Here is a 23383-nt window from a genome sequence, read left to right on the forward strand (position 1 = left end):
TGTATTGTTTTTACAAATTAAATGAAATTAATAGGAATATTCTAAAATCGATTGCTAAAAATTATCAACTTTATATATTTTATATTGAAAGGGCTATTTAAACCATTGAAAAAGTAATTTTTAGCTAAAAATTAGTATAAATGAAATAATTTCCCAGTAAAATTGCATACTATATAATTTTATACTAAAAAAAATAGCAAAAATGTTTTTGTATATTTGCTAAATTAGTATATTTATGCAAAATTTATATATATGGAGATTTTAGCGTGTCCAAAATGTCAAAGTGACAACATTGTAAAAAGTGGTGTAATCAAAGACAGACAAAGGTTTTTATGTAAAAAATGCAATTATTACTTTACCGTAAATAAACTCGGAAAAAAGATTGATAGTTACTATGTTACTAAGGCTTTACAACTTTATTTGGAAGGTTTGAGTTTTAGAGAAATAGAGCGCATTATCGGTGTTTCTCATGTAACTGTTAGTAATTGGGTTAAGGAATATAAAGTAACAAAACCCAATCATACCGATTATCATCCTACTTATAAGATATATAACCACTTAGAATTGGTAGAATTTTTAAAGAATAAAGACCAATTAAAAGGAGCTGGTATGATTATTACCGAACTTGGAGATAAATTTATGCTAATAAAATGGGAACGTTTCAAGGATTAACTATAGTATTAACATAAATATATATCATAATTTTTTTCATTAACAAAAATTTAGAATTTGGTCAAGCAAAAATAAATTACTAACCAAATTTTAAACCTTATGAAAAAAAAATTATTAATTATTACAATACTATTTTCATCCTTAGTATTTTCTCAAGAGCAAAAAGCTCAGGAAGTGCCCTATAAAGTTGATGTATATGGTTTTGCCCGTGTTGATTATAGTTGGGATACAAGACAATCAGCACAAGTAAGAGAATATCACTTAAATCTGTGGCCATTAGATGAAAAACTTGATACTAATGGAGAGGATATCAATCAAACAGGCGCATCAAACTTTTTGTCTGTAGTTTCAAGATTAGGTGTTAAGGCAACAGGTCCAAATGTTTGGGGTGCAAAAGTTTCTGGAGTTTTGGAAGGTGACTTTTTTGGAAACACACAGCAGTCAATAGGTTTGCTTAGATTAAGACACGCTTATGCTAAACTTGATTGGGAAAAAACAGCAATAACTTTTGGACAAACTTGGTATCCTACTTTTATACCTGAAGTTTTTCCTGGTGTTGCAAACTTCTCTACTGGAATTCCTTTCAATCCGTTTGGATGGGCAACTCAGTTTAGAATTGATCAAAAATTGAACGATAAATTTAGATTTTCTTTTATAGCCTACAAAGACAGAGAATTTGGAGCATTTCCTGCAGATGGAAATCAAAACTCTCCTGTTTATAATAGTGTAATTCCTGCAATGCACGGTAAAATTGAATTCAGAAACAAATCAGTTTTAGCTGGTTTAGGAGCTGAATTTTATCCAAATAAACCATTAATTGAGTCTAATGGTTTAAAATCTAACGAAACTTTAAATTCCACATCACTTGTTGGATATTTCAAATATAACAACGAAAAATTTCATATAAAAGCATATGGAATTACAGGTGAAAATCTTCACCATCTTGTAATGCTTGGTGGATATGCAAGTTATGCAAATGGCACTCAACCTGTTACATACGAAGGAATTAAAACTAATTCAGTTTGGATTGATATTGCTAGTAACAGCAAAAAAACTGCACCAGGATTTTTCTTTGGTTATACAAATCAAGAAGGAACCTCATCATCAGTTGCACCAGCTAATATTTATGCAAGAGGAATTAATGCAACACGTGGAGTAAAAGATATGTGGAGAGCTTCTGCAAGAGTAGACTTTAAACAAAATAAGTTCAGATTAACACCAGAATTAGAATATACTGCTGCTACTCACGGAAAAACACAAAATGATTTATCAATTTCTGGAGCCGAAAATAAAGTTGGAAATTTTAGAGCAACAGTTTCTGCTGTGTATTCATTTTAAAAATTATTAAAAACTAAAAACTATATAAATATGAGCGATAAAAAAACAACAGGTATTTGGAAAGTAATTTCCGCTTCCTCAATGGGAACAATGATTGAATGGTATGACTTTTACATCTTCGGTAGTTTGGCCGTAGTATTATCTACCAAATTCTTTCCAACAGATAATCCAACAGCTGCTTTCTTGTCAACGTTAGCAACATTTGCTGCTGGTTTCGTAGTACGTCCGTTTGGAGCACTTTTCTTCGGTAGATTAGGTGATTTAATTGGAAGAAAGTATACGTTCATGGTAACGTTAATGTTAATGGGTGGAGCAACATTTGTAATTGGATGTATTCCAAGTTATGAAACTATTGGTTTTGCAGCTCCGATTTTAGTATTAATTCTTCGTTTACTTCAAGGTTTAGCTCTTGGAGGAGAATATGGTGGAGCCGCAACTTATGTTGCAGAACACGCGCCAGCAGGACAAAAAGGATATTGGACTTCATGGATTCAAACAACAGCAACTGTAGGTTTATTTATTTCGTTAATGGTAATTTTAATTACAAAAGCATCATTATCAAAAGAAGCGTTTGACGAATGGGGTTGGAGAGTACCATTTTGGGTTTCAATCTTAATGGTTTATGTATCCTACTTGATTCGTAAAAATATGCACGAATCTCCAGCTTTCGCAAAAACTAAAGCAGAAGGAAAAACTTCTACTAATCCTTTAAAAGAAAGTTTTGGAAATAAATTCAATTTAAAATTCGTTCTTCTTGCATTATTTGGTGCTACAATGGGACAAGGTGTTGTTTGGTACACTGGACAATTCTATGCAATGAATTTCTTGAAAACAGTTCAAAGTATTGATTCTTCACAAGTTGATATGCTTCTAGGAGTAGCATTAATTCTTGGAACTCCATTCTTCGTGTTTTTTGGATGGTTAAGTGATAAATGGGGTAGAAAATCGATTATGATGGCAGGAATGTTATTAGCGATTTTATTATATCGTCCAATTTATAGAGCAATGTATAATTCAACAGATTTGACTAAGAAAACCGAAATTGTTGCTCAAACGAAAGTAGTTCCTTCTATCAAAGAAGTTGATGCTACAAAAATGGATTCAATCTATACAACTACAAAAGCTTACACAGATGGAACTACAGTTGAAGAAATCAAAACTATCCATTTTGAAGCAGGAAAAGTAATGGTTGACGACAAAGGAAAAGACAAAATTGAAACTAAAGTTACCAAAATGATTAACAATAGTGATCGTTGGTTCTTAATTTTTATGGTTTTCATTCAAGTAATTTTTGTAACCATGGTTTATGGTCCAATTGCTGCATTCCTTGTAGAAATGTTCCCAGTTAAAATTAGATATACGTCTATGTCATTGCCTTATCACGTTGGAAATGGTATCTTTGGAGGATTACTTCCTGCAATTTCAACTTACTTTGTAACGAATGCAAAAGAAGCAGGCGATGTAGAATTTTACCTTGAAGGATTATGGTATCCAATTGGTATTGCCGCAGTTTGTTTCGTTATCGGAATGATTTACATTGATAGAAAAATTAATACTCTTCACGACTAAAATATAAAACTATGAACGCATTAAAAAAATATTTAGGAATTGTTTGGATTGCTCTTGCTGCAGCAGTTGCTTACTTTTCAATTGGAATCTTTGGTTATAAATTAACTACAGGAAAACAAGACGATTTAGTTTTTGGAATTATTGTTTTCTTCATATTATTACCTATGATTGTTACTGGTTTAACCATTTTTGGTTGGTATGCAATCACCGATGAATACGAAGATTAAATAATTTTATTGGTTAGTCTCAGAAGCTCTTATTCACTTAAGGGCTTTTGAGCATTTATAACAGAAGGTTTAAAAGTTTAAGAGTTTAAAAGTTTAAGAGTTTGAAAACTTTGTTTAAATTCGTGAAAATTATCCAACTTGAATTTGTGTTAATTTGTGTAATTCGTGGCTAAATATGATACTGAAATTCTGAAATGAATTCAGAAAAAGTAAATTCAGCATAAAATGAAAAAAAGACATCAACAAAAATTAGTTATCGTTTCTATAGTCTTGTTAATAGGTTTTAATCTTCCTATTGCATTGCTATTTGATTCTGCACAAAATTTTCTTGGTTTTCCTGTAGTTTACATTTACTTTTTCTCTATTTGGTTGTTTTCAATTTTGGTTTCACTTTTAATTGTAAAACGATACAATGAATAGTATAGCGCTTTTAATAATTCTTTCAGGATATTTAGCTGTTCTTTTTTACATCGCTCACTGGGCAGAGAAAAAAGGTAACAGTAAATGGACAAATAATCCTTATGTTTATACTTTATCATTAGCCGTTTATTGTACCGCTTGGACGTACTACGGAAGTATTGGCGTTGCAGCTGATAGCGGTTTAAGTTATCTTCCAATATATCTCGGACCAATAATTATTGCACCATCATGGATATTAATTCTCCGAAAAATTATCCGAATTTCGAGAGTTAACAAAATTTCAAGTATTGCCGATTTTATTTCACTACGCTACGGAAATAGTAGATTTCTTGGAGCAATTGTTACAGTTATCTGTCTCACAGGAATCATTCCTTATATTTCATTACAACTTAAAGCAATTTCTGAAACTTTTCATGTGGTAACCAACACGCCAACAAGTAAAAATATTTTTGATGACACTACAACACTTGTCGCAGTTGCATTAGCACTTTTTGCTTCTTATTACGGAACTCGATATGTTGATGCTTCCGAAAAACGAAAAGGTATTGTTACTGCTGTTGCAATGGAGAGTGTTTTAAAATTAGTATTCTTTGTCATCATTGGCGTTTACGTTACTTTTTTTGTCTTTGATGGATTTGATGATATTTATCAAAAAGCAAGTTTATTAGAACATTTTAAAGAAAAAAATACCATTGGAGGTTTGCCACAAGCAATCAATTGGTTTTTACTTTGCGTGCTTTCTATGTTTGCTATTTTTCTTTTACCAAGGCAATTTCAAGTTTCAGTAATTGAAAACAATCGCGAAAATCATATCAATACTGCCGTTTGGTTATTTCCATTGTATCTTTTATTGTTTAATATTTTTGTGTATCCAATAGCTTGGGGTGGAAATATTTTGTTTGATGGAAAAAATGTAAATTCTGATACTTATTCTTTGTTAATTCCACAATTGTTTGATGAAAAAACGTTAACAGTAATGGTGTTTCTTGGTGGATTTTCTGCAGCAATTTCAATGATTGTTGTTTCATCTATCGGACTTTCAACCATGATTACTAATAATATTTTAATTCCTTACAACCTTTTAGGAAAATTAAAAAGCGTAGATTCTGTTAGTAGCAAAAGCATCTTGAATAGTAGAAAAATAGGTATTTTTTCCTTAATCATTTTATCCTATTTCATCTACAGATTTTTCGGATTGGATTATAATTTAGTTTCTATAGGATTGGTTGCATTTGTTATTATTTCACAATTAGCTCCAGCTTTTTTCGGAGCTTTGTTTTGGCGAAGAGGTTCACGATTAGGAGCTGTTTATAGTATTTTGGTCGGATTTGCAATTTGTATTTATACTTTGCTAATTCCTTATGCTATCGGAATTACGAATAGTTCAAGCAATTTTATTTCTGAAGGTTTCATGGGATTTCAATTGTTAAAACCATTCCAACTTTTCGGTTTGGATTACTTGCAACCGGTTCCACATGCATTATTTTGGAGTTTGTTGTTTAATTCTGTTACATATTTTGCAGTCTCTGTAAGTTTTAAAGGAAATTATCGTGAACGTAATTATGCCGAAATGTTTGTTGATATAAATAAATACATCACCAATCACGAAGACGCATTTATTTGGAAAGGAACCGCTTACAGAAATGATATTGAAAAAGTATTGATTCGTTTTCTTGGTGAAGAACGTACCAAACGCGCCATGAATATTTTCAATGTAAAATATAATGTCGATAAAAATATTGAACTTGCTGATGCTAGATTAATCAAATTTGCCGAAAATCTTCTTACTGGTCATATAGGAACAGCTTCAGCCAGAATATTGATTTCGAGTGTTGTAAAAGAAGAAAAAATTACCTTACCTGAAGTTTTAAAAATATTAGAAGAATCCAAAGAAAACATCATCATTAATAAAAAGCTGACCGAAACTTCTAACGAATTAAAAGAAATCACAGCCAAACTGCAGAATGCCAATGCATCTTTGATAATAAAAGACAAACAAAAAGATGAGTTTTTAGATACGGTTACTCACGAACTTCGTACGCCAATAACCGCGATTCGTGCAGCAAGCGAGATTTTGCACGATGATGACGAAATTCCAGAAGAATTGAAAAAGCAATTTCTTCAAAATATCATTTCTGAATCTGACAGATTGAATCGTTTGATTGATAAAATTTTGGATTTAGAAAAGTTTGAAACCGGAAAACAAACCATCAATCCAAGTAAAAATAATTTGGTTGCAACAGTAGAAAAATCTATTGAACCTTTACAACAACTCATTAGAAATAAAAGCATTACGATTCATATTGAAAGTAAAGATAAAATCAATGCTTTCTACGACGAAGATAGAATAGTACAAGTTGTAACTAATTTATTATCAAATGCTATCAAATTTTGTCCAGATAGCGAAGGATTAATTACGATTCAAATTATTGAAAAAGATAATTTTATTCATACTTTCGTACATGATAACGGAAAAGGGATTAACCCAAATGATTTTGAAGCCATTTTTGATAAATTTTATCAATCAACCAATCAAAATATTAAAAAACCTGTTGGTAGCGGATTAGGATTAGCAATTTGCAAACAAATAATTGACCATCATAAAGGTAAAATTTGGGCACAACCAAGTATAAAAGGTGCTTGTATTGTTTTTACTTTACCGAAACAAAAAACAGATTTCAGTTAGTAGATTTCAGATTTCAGATTTCAGAAACAAAGATAAATAATTGTAAAATTGAATTTTAAATTTGATTTTTGAAGTTTAAATTGAATATAGAATTATAAAAATGAAAAAGATTTTAATAGTCGACGACGAACCTAACATTGTGATGTCACTTGAATATACTTTCAAAAAAAATAATTTTGAAGTATTTATAGCACGTGATGGACAAGAAGCTTTGGATATTGTGAAAACCAATTATCCAGACATGATCATTCTTGACGTAATGATGCCTATGGTTGATGGTTATGCTACCATTGAGCAAATTAGAAAAGACGACAACTTAAAACACACCAAAGTAATTTTTCTTTCTGCTAAAAATAAAGAAAGTGACATTGAAAAAGGTATGGCTCTTGGTGCTGATGCTTATCTAACAAAACCATTTTCAATTAAAAAAGTGGTAGATCAAGTGATGGAGTTACTTTCAAAATAATAGCGTTTTTTATTCTACTCTAAATAAATTGTTTGTAAAAAAAATGTAAATCTTTACTAAATACATTTTTAATAAACTAAAAACTAAATACTTTTGGTTTATGAAATCGCAATTAATAACAAGTTTGCTTAAGCAAACACCAATAAATAAAAGGCGATAACATATATGACCGCTAAAAAGCAACTTTTACATATATGAAACAAAAGCATATTTACACATTATTTTTAATTGTCTTAGCCATATTTACTCTTCCATTTTGTTATTCCTATTTAACAGAATCTGCAATTGATGATCCAAAAAATGAAATACTATTAAGAAAAATAGGGCATGAGGTTTTGATTAGTTTCAATGATAAAACTTCCAAAGTACTACCTATAAAAGTAATTTTTAAAAATGAATTTCAAATTAGCTTTGAAAATAAGTTTGCTTTTGCTCCAGATTCTCTTATCAACATTGTTAAAAATAACATTTCAAAAAGTACTTTTCCAAAAGAATATTCTGTCTCAGTTCAGAAATGTTCCAACGAAGCTATAGTTTATGGTTTTCATATTGATGCTGATTCAAGTAAAAATGTTATTGCATGTGTTGGAAGAAAAATGCCACTAGATTGTTATGTTATAACTTTAAAATTTGCTTCAAAATCTAATAATTTATTCAATAAATATACCTTATTTGCTATTTTTATTTTAGCAGTTTCACTTTTCTTTTTGATGCGATTTAGAAATACAAAAAGTAAAAAAGAAACTATTATTGCAGACGAAGAAAGCATTATAGCAATAGGTAAATATAGTTTCTACTTCCAAAAAAATCAACTTCAATTTGAAAACGAACAAATTTCATTGACTCCCAAAGAATCTAAATTATTACATATTCTTTCAACATCGCCAAATGAAATCATTGATAGAAATACTTTGCAAAAGGAAATTTGGGAAAACGAAGGTGTAATAGTTACTAGAAGTTTAGATATGTTTATTTCTAAACTTAGAAAAAAATTAGATAAAGATTCTTCAATAAATATCGTAAACATTCATAGTGTAGGATATAAATTAGAAATTAAGAATTAGTTTTTAGTTTGTATAGAGGATTACGCAAACGATTTCGTATATACCTATTTAGCAAGAATATTTTAACTCGTATTGATTAATTATTTACATTTACTTATGTAATTAAAACAACCGCAAACCAATCAATACTAATGAATTACCAAGAATTTTACAACCAAAGTATTCAATCTCCTGAAGCATTTTGGAAAGAGCAAGCAGACCAAATAGAGTGGTATACAAAACCATCTACCATTTTATCAAAAGATGAAAACGATTATCCATTATGGTTTAAAGATGGAGAATTAAATATGTGTTATTTAGCTTTAGATAAGCATATTCAAGATGGTTATGGAAATCAAACGGCAATCATCTACGATTCGCCAGTAACTCAAAATGTAAAGCGATATACTTATAACGAAGTTAAATCAGAAGTAGCTAAACTAGCTGGCGGTATGATTTCTTTAGGATTGAAAAAAGGTGACACGGCTGTAATTTATATGCCAATGATTCCTCAAGCAGCTTTTGCCATGTTGGCTTGCGCTAGAATAGGAGTAACGCATTCGGTAGTTTTTGGAGGTTTTGCACCGCACGAGTTAGCTATAAGAATCGACGATTGTAAGCCAAGGTTAATAATCACAGCCTCTTCAGGAATTGAAATAGACCGATTAATTGCGTACAAACCTTTAGTGGACGAAGCGATAGAATTAGCAGAGCACAAACCTAAAAAAGTCATCGTTTTCAATAGAAAATTAGGAGCGAGAATTCCTTTCAAAAAATATGATGTCGATTATGATGCACTAGTTTATGGCTCAGAAGAAGCTCCATGTGTTCCTGTAAATGCAACACATCCATTGTACGTTTTATACACTTCTGGAACTACAGGAAAACCAAAAGGAATTGTCAGAGATACAGGTGGTTATGCTACGGCACTTAAATTTTCAATGCAATACATTTATGGAGCCAAACAAGACGAAGTTTTTTGGGCTGCTTCCGATGTGGGTTGGGTAGTTGGACACAGTTATATCGTTTACGGACCATTAATTAATAGAAATACAACAGTAATATTTGAAGGAAAACCAATTAGAACTCCAGATGCAAGTACGTTTTGGAGAGTGATTGCTGAGCATAAAGTAAGTATCATGTTTACAGCTCCAACAGCCATTCGTGCCATCAAAAAAGAAGATCCAAATGGTGAATTTATCAAACAATATGATTTGTCTTGTTTGAGAACACAATTCTTAGCAGGTGAACGTTGCGATGTAGCTACATTAGAATGGTATCGCGAACACATTCCAGTTCCTGCAATTGACCATTGGTGGCAAACAGAATCAGGTTGGCCAATGATTGCGAATATGATGGGCGTAGAGTATTTACCAATAAGACCAGGTTCTGCAGGAAAAGCAGTAACAGGTTATGATATTAGAATATTTGGTGAAAACGGACAAGAATTAGGCCCAAATGAAGAAGGTTATGTAGTTATCAAATTACCATTGCCACCAGGAACTATGCTTGATTTATGGAAAGATAACCAGCGTTTCAAAGCAGGTTATTTAAATAAATTTCCAGGTTACTATTTCTCTGGTGATGGCGGATTTAAAGATGATGAAAACTATATTTTCATTACAGGTAGAGTAGATGATGTTATAAATGTAGCAGGTCATAGACTATCAACTGCTGAAATGGAAGAAATAGTTTCCTCTCATCATTCGGTTGCAGAATGCGCCGTTATTGGAATTAATGACGAATTGAAAGGTCAAGTTCCATTAGCATTAGTTGTAAACAAATCTGGTGAAGATATTGAGCATTTCCAATTGCAACACGAAGTGGTTCATTTGGTTAGAGATCAAATTGGTGCTGTTGCTTCATTACGAGATGTTGTAATTGTTCAAAGATTGCCAAAAACACGTTCGGGTAAAATCTTACGTAAATTATTAAGAAGTATCGCTGACGGTGAAAACTTCCAAATTCCATCAACTATTGATGAAGAAGCTATTATTGACGAAGTAAAAGAAGAATTTGAAAAAGCTAAAATAGGTTCGTTTAGGTAAAAGTGAAAAGTAATTAGTGAAAAGTGAATAGCAGTTTAAACTAATTACTATCTATACCTATTTAGCAATAAAAATCTTTTTCTAACAAATAGATTATTTATATTTACAAAACCAAATGACTATTTACTAGTCACTATTAACTAATTACAAAAAATAACAATGAGTTACTATACAATAGACAATTTAGAGCATTACTTTAAAATGTATAAGAAATCAGTTCGTGAACCAAGAAAATTTTGGGACAGAGTGGCCGATGAAAATTTTACTTGGTACCAAAAATGGGAAAAAGTAATGGAGTTTGATATGCAAGAAGCTAAATTCAAATGGTTTGTTGATGCAAAAGTGAACATTACTAAAAACTGTATTGACAGACATTTAGCTAAAAAAGGCGATAAGACTGCTATCATTTTCGAGCCAAACGATCCTAGCGAAGAGGCACAACATATTTCTTACAACGAATTATACGCAAGAGTTTCTAGAATGGCTAATGTGTTGCGTGAACAAGGAGTTAAAAAAGGCGATAGAGTTTGTATTTATCTTCCAATGATTCCAGAATTGGCTGTTTCTGTTTTGGCTTGTGCTCGAATTGGCGCCATACATTCGGTTGTTTTTGCAGGATTTTCATCTTCAGCAGTTTCGGCTCGTATCAATGATTCTGAATGTAAAATGGTCATTACTTCTGACGGAAGTTACCGCGGAAATAAAGCCATCGACCTAAAAGGAATTGTAGATGAAGCTTTAGAAAAATCACCTTGCGTTGAAAAAGTTTTGGTTGTAAAAAGAACCAATTCGGAAGTAACAATGAAAGAAGGTCGTGACCAATGGTTGCAACCGTTGATGGATGCTTCAATTCCAAATTGTGTTGCCGAAATAATGGATGCAGAAGATCCGTTATTTATTCTTTATACCTCAGGTTCAACAGGAAAACCTAAAGGAATGGTGCATACTACCGCAGGTTATATGGTGCAAACTGCCTATTCATTTAAAAATGTATTCAATTATAAAGAAAATGATATTTATTGGTGTACTGCCGACATCGGTTGGATTACCGGACATTCATATATTCTTTACGGACCACTTTTAAATGGTGCAACTACAGTAATTTTTGAAGGCGTTCCTTCTTATCCTGACTTTAGTCGTTTTTGGGAAGTAATAGAAAAACATAAAGTCAATCAGTTTTATACTGCTCCAACTGCGATTCGTGCTTTGGCAAAAGAGAGTTTAGATTACGTGCAGCGTTTTCCGTTAAGTTCACTTAAAGTTATTGGTTCGGTTGGTGAGCCAATAAACGAAGAAGCATGGCACTGGTACAACGACCACGTAGGAGGAAAGCGTTGTCCGTTAGTAGATACATGGTGGCAAACCGAAACAGGAAGCATCATGATTTCGCCGCTTCCGTTTGTAACACCAACAAAACCAACGTATGCTTCGCTACCCTTACCAGGAATTCAACCGGTTTTAATGGACGAATTGCGAAACGAAATCGAAGGAAACCAAGTAACAGGAAGTTTGTGTATCAAATTCCCATGGCCATCGATGGCTCGAACCATTTGGGGTGATCATCAACGTTATAAAGAAACTTATTTTACAGCTTTCCCAGGAAAATATTTTACAGGTGACGGAGCTTTGCGCGATGAAGTAGGTTACTACAGAATTACCGGTAGAGTAGACGACGTAATCATTGTTTCTGGGCATAATTTAGGAACAGCGCCAATTGAAGATGCTATCAACGAACATCCAGCTGTGGCAGAAAGTGCTATCGTTGGTTTCCCACATGATATTAAAGGAAATGCGCTTTACGGATTTGTTATCTTAAAAGAAAGAGGTGAAGGTCGTGATAGAGATAATTTGGCAAAAGAAATTAATCAACAAATTTCTGATCAAATTGGACCAATTGCGAAATTAGATAAAATTCAGTTTGTGAGCGGTTTACCAAAAACACGTTCTGGAAAAATCATGCGTAGAATTTTAAGAAAAATTGCAGAAGGTGACTTCTCGAACTTCGGAGATATCTCAACACTTTTAAATCCTGAGATTGTTGACGAAATCAAAAACGGAAAATTATAGTTTATTTTAGTTTATTTAGTTTAAAGACTGCTTTGGAAACGGAGCAGTTTTTTTATTTTGACACGAATGGCACGAATTTTCACGAATCATAAAGTAATAATTAAATTTCACGAATAATATCATAGCTTTTGGAGGATATTCGCCCGAATTATCATAACACATTACGCAAAAACGACCTATTTAAAGCTGTTTTTAGCTCAAATAACTTTTAGTTCAAAATACATCAAAATTTAACGTAGCTTAAATAGAAAGTATCGCGTTATTAAAATTGGTAATTCGGAAGAAAACAGGGTTTTTTCACATCCTGACGTTTTGCTGCTTTGCGAGGTTGCGTACTTCATTCACTGACAATTACAAATGTAGACAAAACTTTGATTCAACAATTGCCAATTCTGATAAATGCCATACCTAGCAATTTCTTGTAACTGCTGTTGGCAGAAGGTTATTTTGAAGTTTCTACTTTTGGTAATTTTACTTTATCTAGCATTTTATTTGCTAATTCAAGTTTTTCAGGAAACAATATTTTCCCTTTAAATTCTTCCAGTTTTTTATTTATTTTAACTACTGGTATTTTTGCTTTATTTAAATCTTCAACTTTCATAATTTTAATTTTTTCTTGTTATTAAAAAACCTAAATAATCTTCTCCAACTATAAAAGGTTCAAATGTTTCATCATTTCTTAACCCATATACATAAAAATCATTTTTCAACTCTTCTAAATTATTTGTAATACCCATTCTGTATAATCTTGTTCTTGCATCATTACTTCCAGTTGCAAAAATATAAGCATCTGGATATTTACCTGTAAATGCATAAACTGTAGAAACAACAGTTGCTAAAACTTTTATTGCGTCTCCATTATTCGTTATTACACCATCATTTATTTCTCTTGTTTTTACGTCTAAATCTCCAAAAGCTAGATTATAATAACCTTTTATGTTCATTTCTGTGTATTGCACTAATTTGATTATTTTCCCTTTCGGACCAATACTTTCAAATTCAAAAATATTTAATTCAGCTTCAGTTGAATATTCGTATCTTGGATATTGCATTACTTATAAATTTCAAAAACAAAAATAATGAATTTTTTACGATAATGTTCTTTCGTGCAGTTTTTTTAAATTACTGCCAACGTCAGACTGTGAAAAAACTTCACAATCTTTGAAACAAAGATAGTAAAAAACTTGTAAGAAAAACAGCTATTTTGTGTTTTTAACCATGCAACACATCCAAGGAATTTCCTGCCACCAGCTACAAATGAGTAGTTTAGATGACAAGATAATCACTGATATTTCGTGTCGTTTTTAAGTTCATTTATAGACCTGAAAAGCCCGATTTTAAGCCATCAAAAATTTACGATTTTGAACTTTAGCTAAAAAACAAACCTCCATTAAATCGCTTTAAAAGAGGTTGTTTTTTTTATAATTTACAATTTTATTTTTAAAAAATGGTGGTTGTGCAACAGCTACCCGTGTTGGCAGCTTGTGTTATTTTGTCCGTGTCTTTTCGCAAGTAGCACTTCGTCTATTTTAGATTCTTTCCAGTCGATTCTAAATAGTGTTTTTCAAGTTCTTGTTCTGTGTCAATTACTAATAGAGTAGTGATAATAATGCCCTCGTGGTTAGCACAGGTCAACCACTTACCAAGTTCTGATTTTAATATATAATCTTCTTTGTCGTATTACACCGAACCACTAATTTCCTTTTTCTCAAAACCTAGTTCAATAAGTCTTTCTGCTTTTAGCATAATTATTTTGTTTCTAATTCTTTATAATATATGAAGACCATTCTTTTGCCATCTTCAATGTCAAAGTTTGTAAGAAGTTCCATTGCTTTTACAAAACCAATTGAGTTTTCACGAATAGTTTCTATCGTTTCTAATGTAGTTTTTGTGTTGGCTGAATCTTTTTGTTTTTCTTCTGTTGTTTTAATAATGAAGTCTGATGAAATGGTTGAACCATTAAAAAATGTGTTGGCTTGAGATTGTGCTTTAACTTGTGCAACTCTCATCATTGTGCTTTGGCTGGTGTATTTTGCTTTTTCTAAAGAAATAACGGAAATGAAAAAATTGCCTTCAGCAGATTCCAAAACTTTTACACCTTCAAAAGCTGTATTGTTGTACATTCTTTTTAAGTAGTTTGCCATGCTTGTTTTTTCGTCATTATAACTTTGGGTGTATGCTTTCGGCATTGCTATAAATAGAAATATAATTGAGCAAAACTTTAAAATATTATTTTCCATATTTTTTTTAGACTTTAGGTTTTCTATAGATTTCAACAATGACACCAATTCTAGTATATTCATTACTGAAATATAATGAAGGGTCATCTCCTTCATCTAGATTTGGCTTGTCATTTATTGAAAAAATGGGACTATCAACACATTCAGCAAATACATCAAAAGATAAATCATTTGTTATCAAATTGCTGTTTTGTATCCAATTTTTATATTTTTCTTTAACAGATAAAATTTTGTCAGGAACATGTTCTTTGAATATGTCCTTAAATTCTTCAATTGCTACATTATAGGATAATTCCAGAACAGAATCGCCAGTATTTACATCTGAAATATTAAAAAACTCAATATTCCTTTCCACGTCCTTTAAAAAGCTATACTTTGAAGGGTTAATATTCTTTATCTCAATTGGGAATAAAGGTTGGTTTGGGTAATGACCAGAATTAGATTTTGTCGAATAAACTGCAATATCTATTTTTCCATTCCTTTCGCTATTGTGAGAATCATCGTTTACCAAACCATTATTCCACGATTTAACACAACTTTTAGCAAATGTGGAAGTATCTTCTTCTAACTTAATTAAGTATCCCTTTTTACTCAATGCTAATTGTTCTGCAATTTTAACAGTTAACAAATATTCAGGCTTGATAAAATACGATGAGTCTATATTGGCTAGGTTGTTGAAATAAAATATTTCCTTTATCCCTTGTATAATTGAATGCTTTACATCTGTACTGTTCATATTGCTAATTAATTGTTGACAACTTCACCTTTAATTGTCAATACTATTTCTTTATCTGAATTTGATGTTGTTAAAGTAATAGTTTTAGTAAACTTACCCAATCTTCGAGTATCATAATAAACTTCTATTACGCCACTTTCACCTTTTTTTATTTCATTTTCATTATATTTAATAACAACGCAACCACATGATGGTTTTGAACTTGTAATGAATACTGATTTTTTATTGGTATTGGTGTAATCGAATTGCCTCTTACCATCTGAACTTATTAATATTTTTCCATAGTCAATTGTTGTACTTTGAAATGACAAACCTTCAGATGGGTCTATGACTGTCAGGTTTAAATTGATAAAAAGCGTAATGAGTATTAGTAGATTATTCATATTAATTATTTAATTATTGGTTGAACTTTATATTCAGTTATTTTCGACAATTGATCCATTGAATAAGTCTTTTGAAAGTAATAGATAATTTCGATAGGGAAAGTATTTCGGTCGTATGCAAATACAATCTCTTTTGAATTAAATATCTCAAGATCAATATTTGGAATTTCAAACCTACTATCATAAGAAGAATAAGAATCGCTAATCGATTGAAAATTAGATGGATTGATACCTCCAAGAAATTTATAAATATTAGTTTTATAATTTGACTTAATAGAACCTTCATATCCACAATCTTCACAGTTATTGCATAGGCAAGGCCAATCACTTTTCTTTTGAATAGTTCTGCCCTCTTGTAAATTAGATTCTATCAATGATATACATTCATATTTGTTTAAACCATCACTTGTTGAAAAATTTAATGATGCTAATGGAACTTTCTTTTCAAATATCGTTCGTAAATAAATTGTTGAAAATGAACTTCTGAAATAATAATCTCGACCATTAATTTTAACACTATACTTACTTAAATTTTGATTAGAATACGCAATTATTTCTTGTGGACTTAGACAAATATTTTTTATTGTATTCATTGTTATGTCCTTAATATTTTCTAAATTTTTGTTTCCTGATGCTGTTACCGAAAAATTAACTATCCATTTATCATCATTGTAGGTATCCTTTTTCGGTTCACTTACCTCAATTTTAAAATCGAAACCTTTCATTACAATTTTATCTAAAATTTTAAATAAATTTGCCATCACAGCCTCTTCATTTTTCTTATTAAGTTCTTGAAGTTTTATATTTGCAGCAAACAATCCACCCTTAAACTCAACAACTATTCCTTTGCTTTCACAAAATGAGGTAAGTTTTACAATAGAAACGGTTGCCTTTACAACACTTGAATAACTGCCATTAGGCATTTGTGTTTCTGATAATATTTCAAAGTTCTGAATATTGCCTGTTGAAACAGAAACTATTTCATCCTTCACTAATTCATCATTTAGAAGAGTTGTGTTTGAAGAAATAAATGTACCAAATGCTTTTTCTATTGCATTGCGAAGTGCGTTATACTTTGCAGCATCTTTCGTTTTGCCCTGTCCAATTTGAGTTAATGTAACTGTCTTTCCGTTATCATTAGCTTGGCTAATTGAACTTGAACTTCCAGTTGATTTACTGATTTGATTTTTCCCTTCATACAAATCCTTCCTTATTTGAGGGATATACTGAGTAAAAGATTTTGATTGGTCTGTTTTGTCAAATTCAACCAGTTTTTCAAATGACTTGCGAGCTTCTGCCAATTCTGATGGAGAATCTGTGTTAGCAAGTGCAGCGTTCCTATAATAAACAGTTCTTACATACCAATAGTAAATGTCAGATTGGTATTCTTTCTTACTATCAAGCTCATCTAATAATTCCTTAGCTTCTGTGCCTTTACCTTTTTCAATATACTTGGCGATTTTCATTACTTTTTTATCTTGTGCAAAAACTAATGTTTGACAAAATACAAGTAGTAGTATTATAAAATTCTTATTCATTTTAATTTGTTAATTAGTTACTTATTTCAAGAATATTTTCAGAGTAAGGTGTTTCAATTTTGATTCCTTCGTCTGTTTCTAATTTGTAGAAAAATTGATATTCTCCTTTGTTTACTTCAATTACTTTGTAAACTTCCGAAGTTTCAATGTGTTTTACAATATCATTTACTTTAAATTTAGCTTCCATATTTTGAGTTATTTAAGATTTGTTTTTTCTCTTGTTTGATTTATTTAATACCAATAAATGTTACGATACACATTACGATACACAACCTGAGGTTGATTTTTTGCATATTCAACAGCAACTTCACGATAAGCATTTATTCGTTGCTTCTCTAATTCGGCTTCTGCTTTAGAATTTTCAGCATCAATTTTTTGTTGACGCTTTTCGTATTCTTCTTGTTTACGCAATCTTTCTTTTTCATCGGCAATAACTTTTTCATTAATCGTTTTTAGTAAACTTGTTGCCTCCGAATAACATTTTGCTTGTGGATTTATCTGCATAATTAAGTTGATAGCTTGCTGAGCCCCTTCATTATTTGGATTAGCCGACCAAATTGCATTTGCCTCACTTAATCGAGTTTTACCGTCCACATTTATTTTTAAATCATAAACAACTGCCATTTCGTTTAATGCTTTAAAATAGCATTCCTTACAAACTTCAGGAATTTGAGCAAGGGTGTATATTGCCTCAGAATACTTTTCTTGTTGTTTTAGTGCAACAGCTTTTTGATTAATAAAATCACATTGAGTGGAATAGTAGGCAATTATTTTGTTTTTAGCTTCTTGTAGAAATGCTTCTATTTTATTGTTCTTTGTGTTAATTTGCTTTATGGCATCAATAAATGCTTTGTTCTCATTAGTGCCAACGCCACTTGATGAAATAACGATATTGGAAAATATTTTATTTTCAATAGCATCCCCAATAAATAAAGTGATGTCCATGTTTTGTGCTATTTGCTGTGGTGGTCCAGGAATAATGTCTTTTGTTGTTATAGAAATATTAGCTGTTATGATAAAACGTGGATTAGCAACACTGCCAGCCATACCATAATTACTTGCAATTTGCTTTAGTTTAATTTCTAATTGAGCTTTTGCTTCTGCTGGAAGTTTAGCCTGTTCACTCACATAAGGATTAAGTGCTATTTTGCCAAAGTCATCCAATTTAAGGACTTCTTGTGCATTCAAGTTTATAAAATGAATGCCAAAACAGATTATTAAATATATTTTCTTCATAGTTATTTTTTTATTTTTCTCCAAGAACTAAAATTGCTTCGCCTAAGCCTCTTTGCATAAGTTTTACTTCATAGTTAAAAGGGCTTGCTTTTAAATATTTTTGTAAACCTTTTGCAAATTCTCTAGCATCCATTGGGTTGTTGTTTTTGTCGTAAATAGGAATTCGTACCTGTTCAAAAATGATAAGGTTTTCGGTTGCTTCTGTTCTGTTGAATCTTTTATTAATGGTATTTTCGTTCATCCATTTATTGATATAATCGCTTAACTCTTCTCCATTAATTTCTGTTTCAAAGTTTTTGTCCCAATTATCCCAACGTTTTAGTGTAATCAATATTTCTCGTCCATTAGTATGCATATCATTAAAATGATTCTGCAAGTCACCTAAAAATGGGTCAAATGAATTTGATATAGCTTTTTCCAATTTTACAGGCATAATATCATCGGATGGAGGGGCATTAAATGTTTGTGCAGCAATACTTTTATTAGTGTATGCGTCAAATGCTTCCAAAGTGAATGAAACAGATTTATCTTTATTTACTTTCCACCACAATTGAATAATGATGTCCATTTTTACTCTTTTTCTGAGTTTATCCAATTGACTCTCGTAAATTTGAGCACCGCTGGCAACACTTTTAGTCATGTTGTCTTCGGCTGTTTTTGCCTCAATGCTTTTCAATTCTTGTTCAGCAACTTTTGGCTCAAATGCTTTTCTTATTAGCAATGAATTCAATTTAGTAATTACTTGCCCTAGTTCCGTATCTTCTTGAAATGCTTGTTTGTAATTTGGAACTTTTTGTTTTGTTCCTTGATTATCAAACTCGGTCATAAAATAACGTTGTTCGCACCAATTATCACTTGGTAAAACCATTAGTGTCGGTTTCTTTGCTTGTCCAAAGATATTTTGGCTTATTGCTATAATAGATAAGCACAATAATATAAGTTGTGTTTTTTTCATAATTAGAATCCTGTGTTTATTGATTTTAAAATTGACTTTTCTACGAGATATTTTTTAAGAGCGTCTTTAGAAACACTTACTTGATATACTTTCCAGTTCTTTTCGCCAAGATTTACAGGCAATGTTGTTTCTGTTGCGGAACTTCGAGTGAATTGCGCCCATTTTCCTTTTGAACCGAAAAAGTATTTTTCTATTTTTTTGAATTTATCAATGTCTTCTGATTTTATGAGTAGAGCAGTTTGGGTTGAACAACCATTACCTCCTGCGATGCCAGCAAACAAAATAGCATGAATAGCATCCTCTCTTGCTTGTTCTGGTTTATAAGACTTTCCTGATTTGGTGTCCCATATTTTAAATGAAATATATCCGTCTGTTTCCAAGGATATACATTCCGTTTGATAACTATTAGAACTTTCTTTAAACGCCATTAGCAAAAAGGAAGTTGTTAATAGAAGTACTAGAAAATGTCTGGCTTTGTTCATAACTGTCATAACTTAAAAGTTTATAAATTTAGTTTTTATATTCTTCGTATGCAATTCATTGTTCATGTTTTTGTCGGAGTACTGACGTCCAACACTCTTGCTGCCAACGTCAGACTGTGAAAAAACTTCACAATCTTTCAAACAAATATAGTAAAAAATTTGTAAGAAAAACAGCTATTTTGTATTTTTAATCATGCAACACATCGAAGGAATTTCCCGCCACCAACTGCAAATTAGTAGTCTAGAAGACAAGATTGGTGCTGATAATCCTGTCCGATTTATTGAGGCTTTTGTAAAAGTTATTGATTTTGATAAAGTTGGTTTTCAGCCTACTGTTTTAAAAACCGAAGGTCGTCCGAGCTTCATAACCGATGTATTTTTAAAATTATATCTATACGGTTATCTCAACGGAGTTCGCAGCTCTAGACGATTGGAAAATGAATGTTTTCGCAACATCGAAGTGCAATGGCTTTTGGAGGATATTCGCCCGAATTATCATAGCATAGCCGACTTTAGAAAAAACAATCCCAAAGCCCTTAAACAGCTTTTCAAATTGTTTGTATCGTTTTTAAAAGATGCCGATTTAATTGCTGGAGAAACTATAGCTATTGATGGTACCAAATCCAGAGCCCACAACAGCAAGAAATCGAACTTCAACCAAAAGAAAATCGACAAGCATAAAGAATATATTGAAGCCAAAACGCAAGAATATTTAGATCAATTGGAACAAAATGATATTCAAGAAAATCCAGTTGCCATAAAAAATATCCAACAAAAAATCGAACGTTTACAGCAAAACAAAATCAAGTATGAACTCCTTGAAGAACAACTAATACAAAGCGGCGAACCACAAGTAAGCACTACAGATTCCGACGCTAGAGCCTTGCTGGTTCAGGGTCAAGTAGTTGAAGTGTCGTATAACATTCAAGCTGCAGTAGATAGCAAACACAACTTGGTAGTCGCCACGCATACCATAAACCGAAATGATAAAAATGCTTTATCTGCCATTGCTTTAGAAACAAAAGAAAACTTAGAATTAGAAACTTTCACGGTTTTAGTAGACAAAGGCTATCATACCGGACGCGAAATAGATACTTGTAAACAAAACGACATCACCACCATAGTAGCAGTTCCAGAGCAAGGAAAGAGTAACGAAAACGGCACCCAACCCGAGTATTTTGTTTCAAACTTTACTTACAACAAAGAAGGCAACACCTATACTTGTCCGCAAGGGCAAACACTAACGACAACAGGTCGTTGGCACAAGAAAACGGGTCGTACCGAAGAAAGTGGTTATAGGTTCCAAAAATACCGAACTTCAGCGTGTAAAACTTGCCCTGTAAAAGACCACTGCACCAGTAGAAAGGGCGGAAGAGAAATAGATAGAAGTCAATATGCCGAAGCCGTAGAAGAAAACCACCAGCGTTACAAAACAAACGCCCAACTGTATCGCAAACGACAAGAGATTAATGAACACATCTTTGGAACGATCAAACGAAAATGGGGTTACAGTTATACGGATTTAGTGGGATTAGAAAAAGTAAACGGCGAACACAGTTTAATCATGCTAGTTTACAACATCAAACGCAGTATCAATATTCTTGGCGTTCCCGATTTAATAGCCAAACTCAAGACATGGAACTCGCCTTACAAGAGAAAGGCTTGGCTTTATGCAAAAACGACCTATTTAAAGCTGTTTTTAGCTCAAATAACTTTTAGAACTACTCACTCAAAATACATCAAAATTTAACGTAGCTTAAATAGAAAGTATAGCGTTATTGAAATTGGTAATTTGGAAGAAAATAGGGTTTTTTCACATCCTGACGTTTTGCGGCTTCAAGAAGTGGCGATGAACCAAGCCTAAGCCTTCAAAAATTAACCAAAACTTTAATTAAAAATCTTTCCGATTTCAGATAAATACAGAGCTTCGCAATTCTTGAAACATCTTTTAGGCGCAGTTATTTTATAATTCATTACCATTTTCATCTAGAAATTTTCTTATTCGATCTTTAATGTCAATAAAGTGTTCTTTCTTTCTGCTTTTTAAAAGATAATTTTTCAAATTTTTAATTTTACTTTCTAATTCTTCTTTTTCTTCAGTAAGTTCTGATTCACGAATGTTTAAGTTATGAATATGCTCTTGAAGTTCAGAATCTTCATCCGAATCTTTTATTAAGCTATGAATATGTTTTCTTAAATTATATTTTTGATTATCTAAAGAATTAATTCTACTTTTTAAGTATTCAATTTGTTCTTGTATTTTTAACTCATTTAAATTTATAGATTCATTACTTTCAGCTAATTTGTATTTAACTCTATTAATGTGTTCAATTTCAGCTTTCTTCATTGCTTGAATTTCTTCAAGTGCTTTTTGATTAATTTTCTCTTTCAAAAAAGATTGACCATAACTTAAAAATCTCTCTGATGAATACATATGAAAATCTACATTTGCTTGAGATTTAATTTCCTCAATCAACTCTTGTCTTGGCCCCATATTTCTACCATCTTTAATTTTCCACCACCAATCAGATTTTCTTTCGTCGGTTATCAATATAATATCCTTTTTTAAGTCTTTAGCTAACTCTATTACTTGTTTCCATAAAACCAAATCTCCGAATTTTCTGTTACCATCCTTTGTTTTTTCATCTTCATATCCAGGTGGCATTTTAGCTTTATATCTTTCTTCTCCTTCTTTATAGATTAAGGATAATTCTTCATCTGTAAAAGATTTGCTAATTTTATTTTTAAACAGCTCAGAAATTTTATTATATATTGGATCATCTTTTAGAAAGTCACAATATTTTTGTATACTATCTTTAACTTCTGTGCTTACATGTTCAAAAACTGAATTTAAATCTGAATCTACTTTCAATGAAAGAAATGGTGGTTTATTAGTAGACTGCAAATCTTTTTGAATTTGTGAAATTTTTTCCAAAAACTCTTTATATGCTTTTTCTTGCTCTGCAATTACCTCGTATCTATTTCTATTGTACTCTAATCCAGCTTGATGAGGCAAAAAAATCTGTTTAGAAAATTTGCTAACTAAATCTAAAATTGTATCTCTAGTTGAATCAGAGTATCTGTAAAGATTAAGTAAAACATTAGTATCAAATACTATAATACCTAATTCCCAAATCTTTTTAATCTCTTCTTCGCTTTTTTTATAATAACCAGGAAAGATATTCTTCATAATTTAAAAGATTAATTTTTTAAAAGATTTTTTTATAATTTTGTCTAACCATATATGTATACAAATATCAAAAAAAAAAAAACGATT

At 31.4% G+C, this 23383-nt stretch carries 22 protein-coding genes; 11 read left to right on the forward strand and 11 right to left on the reverse strand.

Annotated elements, in window-relative coordinates; translation table 11 throughout:
• Nucleotides 1-252 precede the first annotated feature (252 nt).
• The 10 genes from ABD766_RS08830 to acs all read left to right on the forward strand — a co-directional run bounded on the left by ABD766_RS08830 (nucleotide 253) and on the right by acs (nucleotide 12536).
• Nucleotides 253-672, forward strand: a complete 420-nt coding sequence (locus ABD766_RS08830) for an IS1/IS1595 family N-terminal zinc-binding domain-containing protein (protein ID WP_298303922.1) — start codon at nucleotides 253-255, stop codon at nucleotides 670-672.
• Nucleotides 673-771: 99 nt separating this feature from the next.
• Nucleotides 772-2010 carry a DcaP family trimeric outer membrane transporter gene (locus ABD766_RS08835; RefSeq protein ID WP_344816334.1) on the forward strand — a complete coding sequence of 413 codons (1239 nt, stop codon included), beginning with the start codon at nucleotides 772-774 and terminating at the stop codon, nucleotides 2008-2010.
• Between the two features lie 30 nt (nucleotides 2011-2040).
• Nucleotides 2041-3579: an MFS transporter gene (locus ABD766_RS08840; RefSeq protein ID WP_298303926.1), complete on the forward strand. Its 1539-nt coding sequence runs from the start codon at nucleotides 2041-2043 to the stop codon at nucleotides 3577-3579.
• Between the two features lie 11 nt (nucleotides 3580-3590).
• Entirely contained in the window at nucleotides 3591-3806 is a 216-nt protein-coding gene (locus ABD766_RS08845) for a DUF6814 family protein (protein ID WP_298178020.1), read from the forward strand.
• Between the two features lie 225 nt (nucleotides 3807-4031).
• Nucleotides 4032-4226 (forward strand): hypothetical protein, encoded by a 195-nt coding sequence (locus ABD766_RS08850; protein WP_298303928.1) that lies wholly within the window; start codon nucleotides 4032-4034, stop codon nucleotides 4224-4226.
• A complete protein-coding gene (locus ABD766_RS08855; RefSeq protein WP_344816335.1) occupies nucleotides 4219-6912 on the forward strand; it encodes an ATP-binding protein in 2694 nt (897 codons plus the stop codon). Before ABD766_RS08850 ends, ABD766_RS08855 begins: the two co-directional genes overlap by 8 nt.
• 100 nt (nucleotides 6913-7012) lie before the next feature.
• Complete coding sequence (locus ABD766_RS08860; protein ID WP_344816336.1) at nucleotides 7013-7378, forward strand: response regulator transcription factor; 366 nt, start codon at nucleotides 7013-7015, stop codon at nucleotides 7376-7378.
• A 194-nt stretch (nucleotides 7379-7572) separates the two neighbouring features.
• Nucleotides 7573-8442 (forward strand): winged helix-turn-helix domain-containing protein, encoded by an 870-nt coding sequence (locus tag ABD766_RS08865; protein ID WP_344816337.1) that lies wholly within the window; start codon nucleotides 7573-7575, stop codon nucleotides 8440-8442.
• A gap of 131 nt (nucleotides 8443-8573) precedes the next feature.
• Entirely contained in the window at nucleotides 8574-10469 is a 1896-nt protein-coding gene (locus ABD766_RS08870) for an acetate--CoA ligase (RefSeq protein ID WP_344816338.1), read from the forward strand.
• A 159-nt stretch (nucleotides 10470-10628) separates the two neighbouring features.
• Nucleotides 10629-12536 carry an acetate--CoA ligase gene (gene acs / locus ABD766_RS08875; protein ID WP_344816339.1) on the forward strand — a complete coding sequence of 636 codons (1908 nt, stop codon included), beginning with the start codon at nucleotides 10629-10631 and terminating at the stop codon, nucleotides 12534-12536.
• A gap of 442 nt (nucleotides 12537-12978) precedes the next feature.
• On the opposite strand, the gene ABD766_RS08880 is transcribed toward acs, so the two are convergent.
• The 10 genes from ABD766_RS08880 to ABD766_RS08925 all read right to left on the reverse strand — a co-directional run bounded on the left by ABD766_RS08880 (nucleotide 12979) and on the right by ABD766_RS08925 (nucleotide 20106).
• The gene (locus ABD766_RS08880) at nucleotides 12979-13137 is read right to left on the reverse strand and encodes a hypothetical protein (protein ID WP_344816340.1); all 159 of its coding nucleotides are present in this window, start codon (nucleotides 13135-13137) and stop codon (nucleotides 12979-12981) included.
• A 4-nt stretch (nucleotides 13138-13141) separates the two neighbouring features.
• On the reverse strand, nucleotides 13142-13588 hold the full coding sequence (locus tag ABD766_RS08885) for a DUF6934 family protein (RefSeq protein ID WP_344816341.1): 447 nt from the start codon (nucleotides 13586-13588) through the stop codon (nucleotides 13142-13144).
• A 696-nt stretch (nucleotides 13589-14284) separates the two neighbouring features.
• Nucleotides 14285-14776 (reverse strand): hypothetical protein, encoded by a 492-nt coding sequence (locus ABD766_RS08890; protein ID WP_344816342.1) that lies wholly within the window; start codon nucleotides 14774-14776, stop codon nucleotides 14285-14287.
• A 7-nt stretch (nucleotides 14777-14783) separates the two neighbouring features.
• Nucleotides 14784-15512, reverse strand: a complete 729-nt coding sequence (locus ABD766_RS08895) for a hypothetical protein (protein ID WP_344816343.1) — start codon at nucleotides 15510-15512, stop codon at nucleotides 14784-14786.
• Between the two features lie 8 nt (nucleotides 15513-15520).
• Nucleotides 15521-15895: a DUF1573 domain-containing protein gene (locus tag ABD766_RS08900; RefSeq protein ID WP_344816344.1), complete on the reverse strand. Its 375-nt coding sequence runs from the start codon at nucleotides 15893-15895 to the stop codon at nucleotides 15521-15523.
• 5 nt (nucleotides 15896-15900) lie between these two features.
• The gene (locus tag ABD766_RS08905; protein ID WP_344816345.1) at nucleotides 15901-17433 is read right to left on the reverse strand and encodes a hypothetical protein; all 1533 of its coding nucleotides are present in this window, start codon (nucleotides 17431-17433) and stop codon (nucleotides 15901-15903) included.
• Nucleotides 17434-17446: 13 nt separating this feature from the next.
• Nucleotides 17447-17620: a hypothetical protein gene (locus ABD766_RS08910; protein WP_344816346.1), complete on the reverse strand. Its 174-nt coding sequence runs from the start codon at nucleotides 17618-17620 to the stop codon at nucleotides 17447-17449.
• A 44-nt stretch (nucleotides 17621-17664) separates the two neighbouring features.
• Nucleotides 17665-18693: a hypothetical protein gene (locus ABD766_RS08915; RefSeq protein ID WP_344816347.1), complete on the reverse strand. Its 1029-nt coding sequence runs from the start codon at nucleotides 18691-18693 to the stop codon at nucleotides 17665-17667.
• A complete protein-coding gene (locus ABD766_RS08920) occupies nucleotides 18680-19624 on the reverse strand; it encodes a DUF6175 family protein (protein ID WP_344816348.1) in 945 nt (314 codons plus the stop codon). Before ABD766_RS08920 ends, ABD766_RS08915 begins: the two co-directional genes overlap by 14 nt.
• A 2-nt stretch (nucleotides 19625-19626) precedes the next feature.
• The gene (locus ABD766_RS08925; RefSeq protein ID WP_344816349.1) at nucleotides 19627-20106 is read right to left on the reverse strand and encodes a hypothetical protein; all 480 of its coding nucleotides are present in this window, start codon (nucleotides 20104-20106) and stop codon (nucleotides 19627-19629) included.
• Nucleotides 20107-20299: 193 nt separating this feature from the next.
• Between ABD766_RS08925 and ABD766_RS08930 the strand changes: the two genes are divergently transcribed.
• Nucleotides 20300-21856, forward strand: a complete 1557-nt coding sequence (locus ABD766_RS08930; protein ID WP_344816350.1) for an IS1182 family transposase — start codon at nucleotides 20300-20302, stop codon at nucleotides 21854-21856.
• A gap of 213 nt (nucleotides 21857-22069) precedes the next feature.
• Here ABD766_RS08930 and ABD766_RS08935 read toward each other — a convergent pair whose 3' ends face one another.
• Nucleotides 22070-23296, reverse strand: a complete 1227-nt coding sequence (locus tag ABD766_RS08935; RefSeq protein ID WP_344816351.1) for a PIN-like domain-containing protein — start codon at nucleotides 23294-23296, stop codon at nucleotides 22070-22072.
• Between the last annotated feature and the right edge of the window lie 87 nt (nucleotides 23297-23383).

This window comes from Flavobacterium cheonanense (assembly GCF_039539185.1).
GTDB classification, from domain to species: Bacteria; Bacteroidota; Bacteroidia; order Flavobacteriales; family Flavobacteriaceae; genus Flavobacterium; species Flavobacterium cheonanense.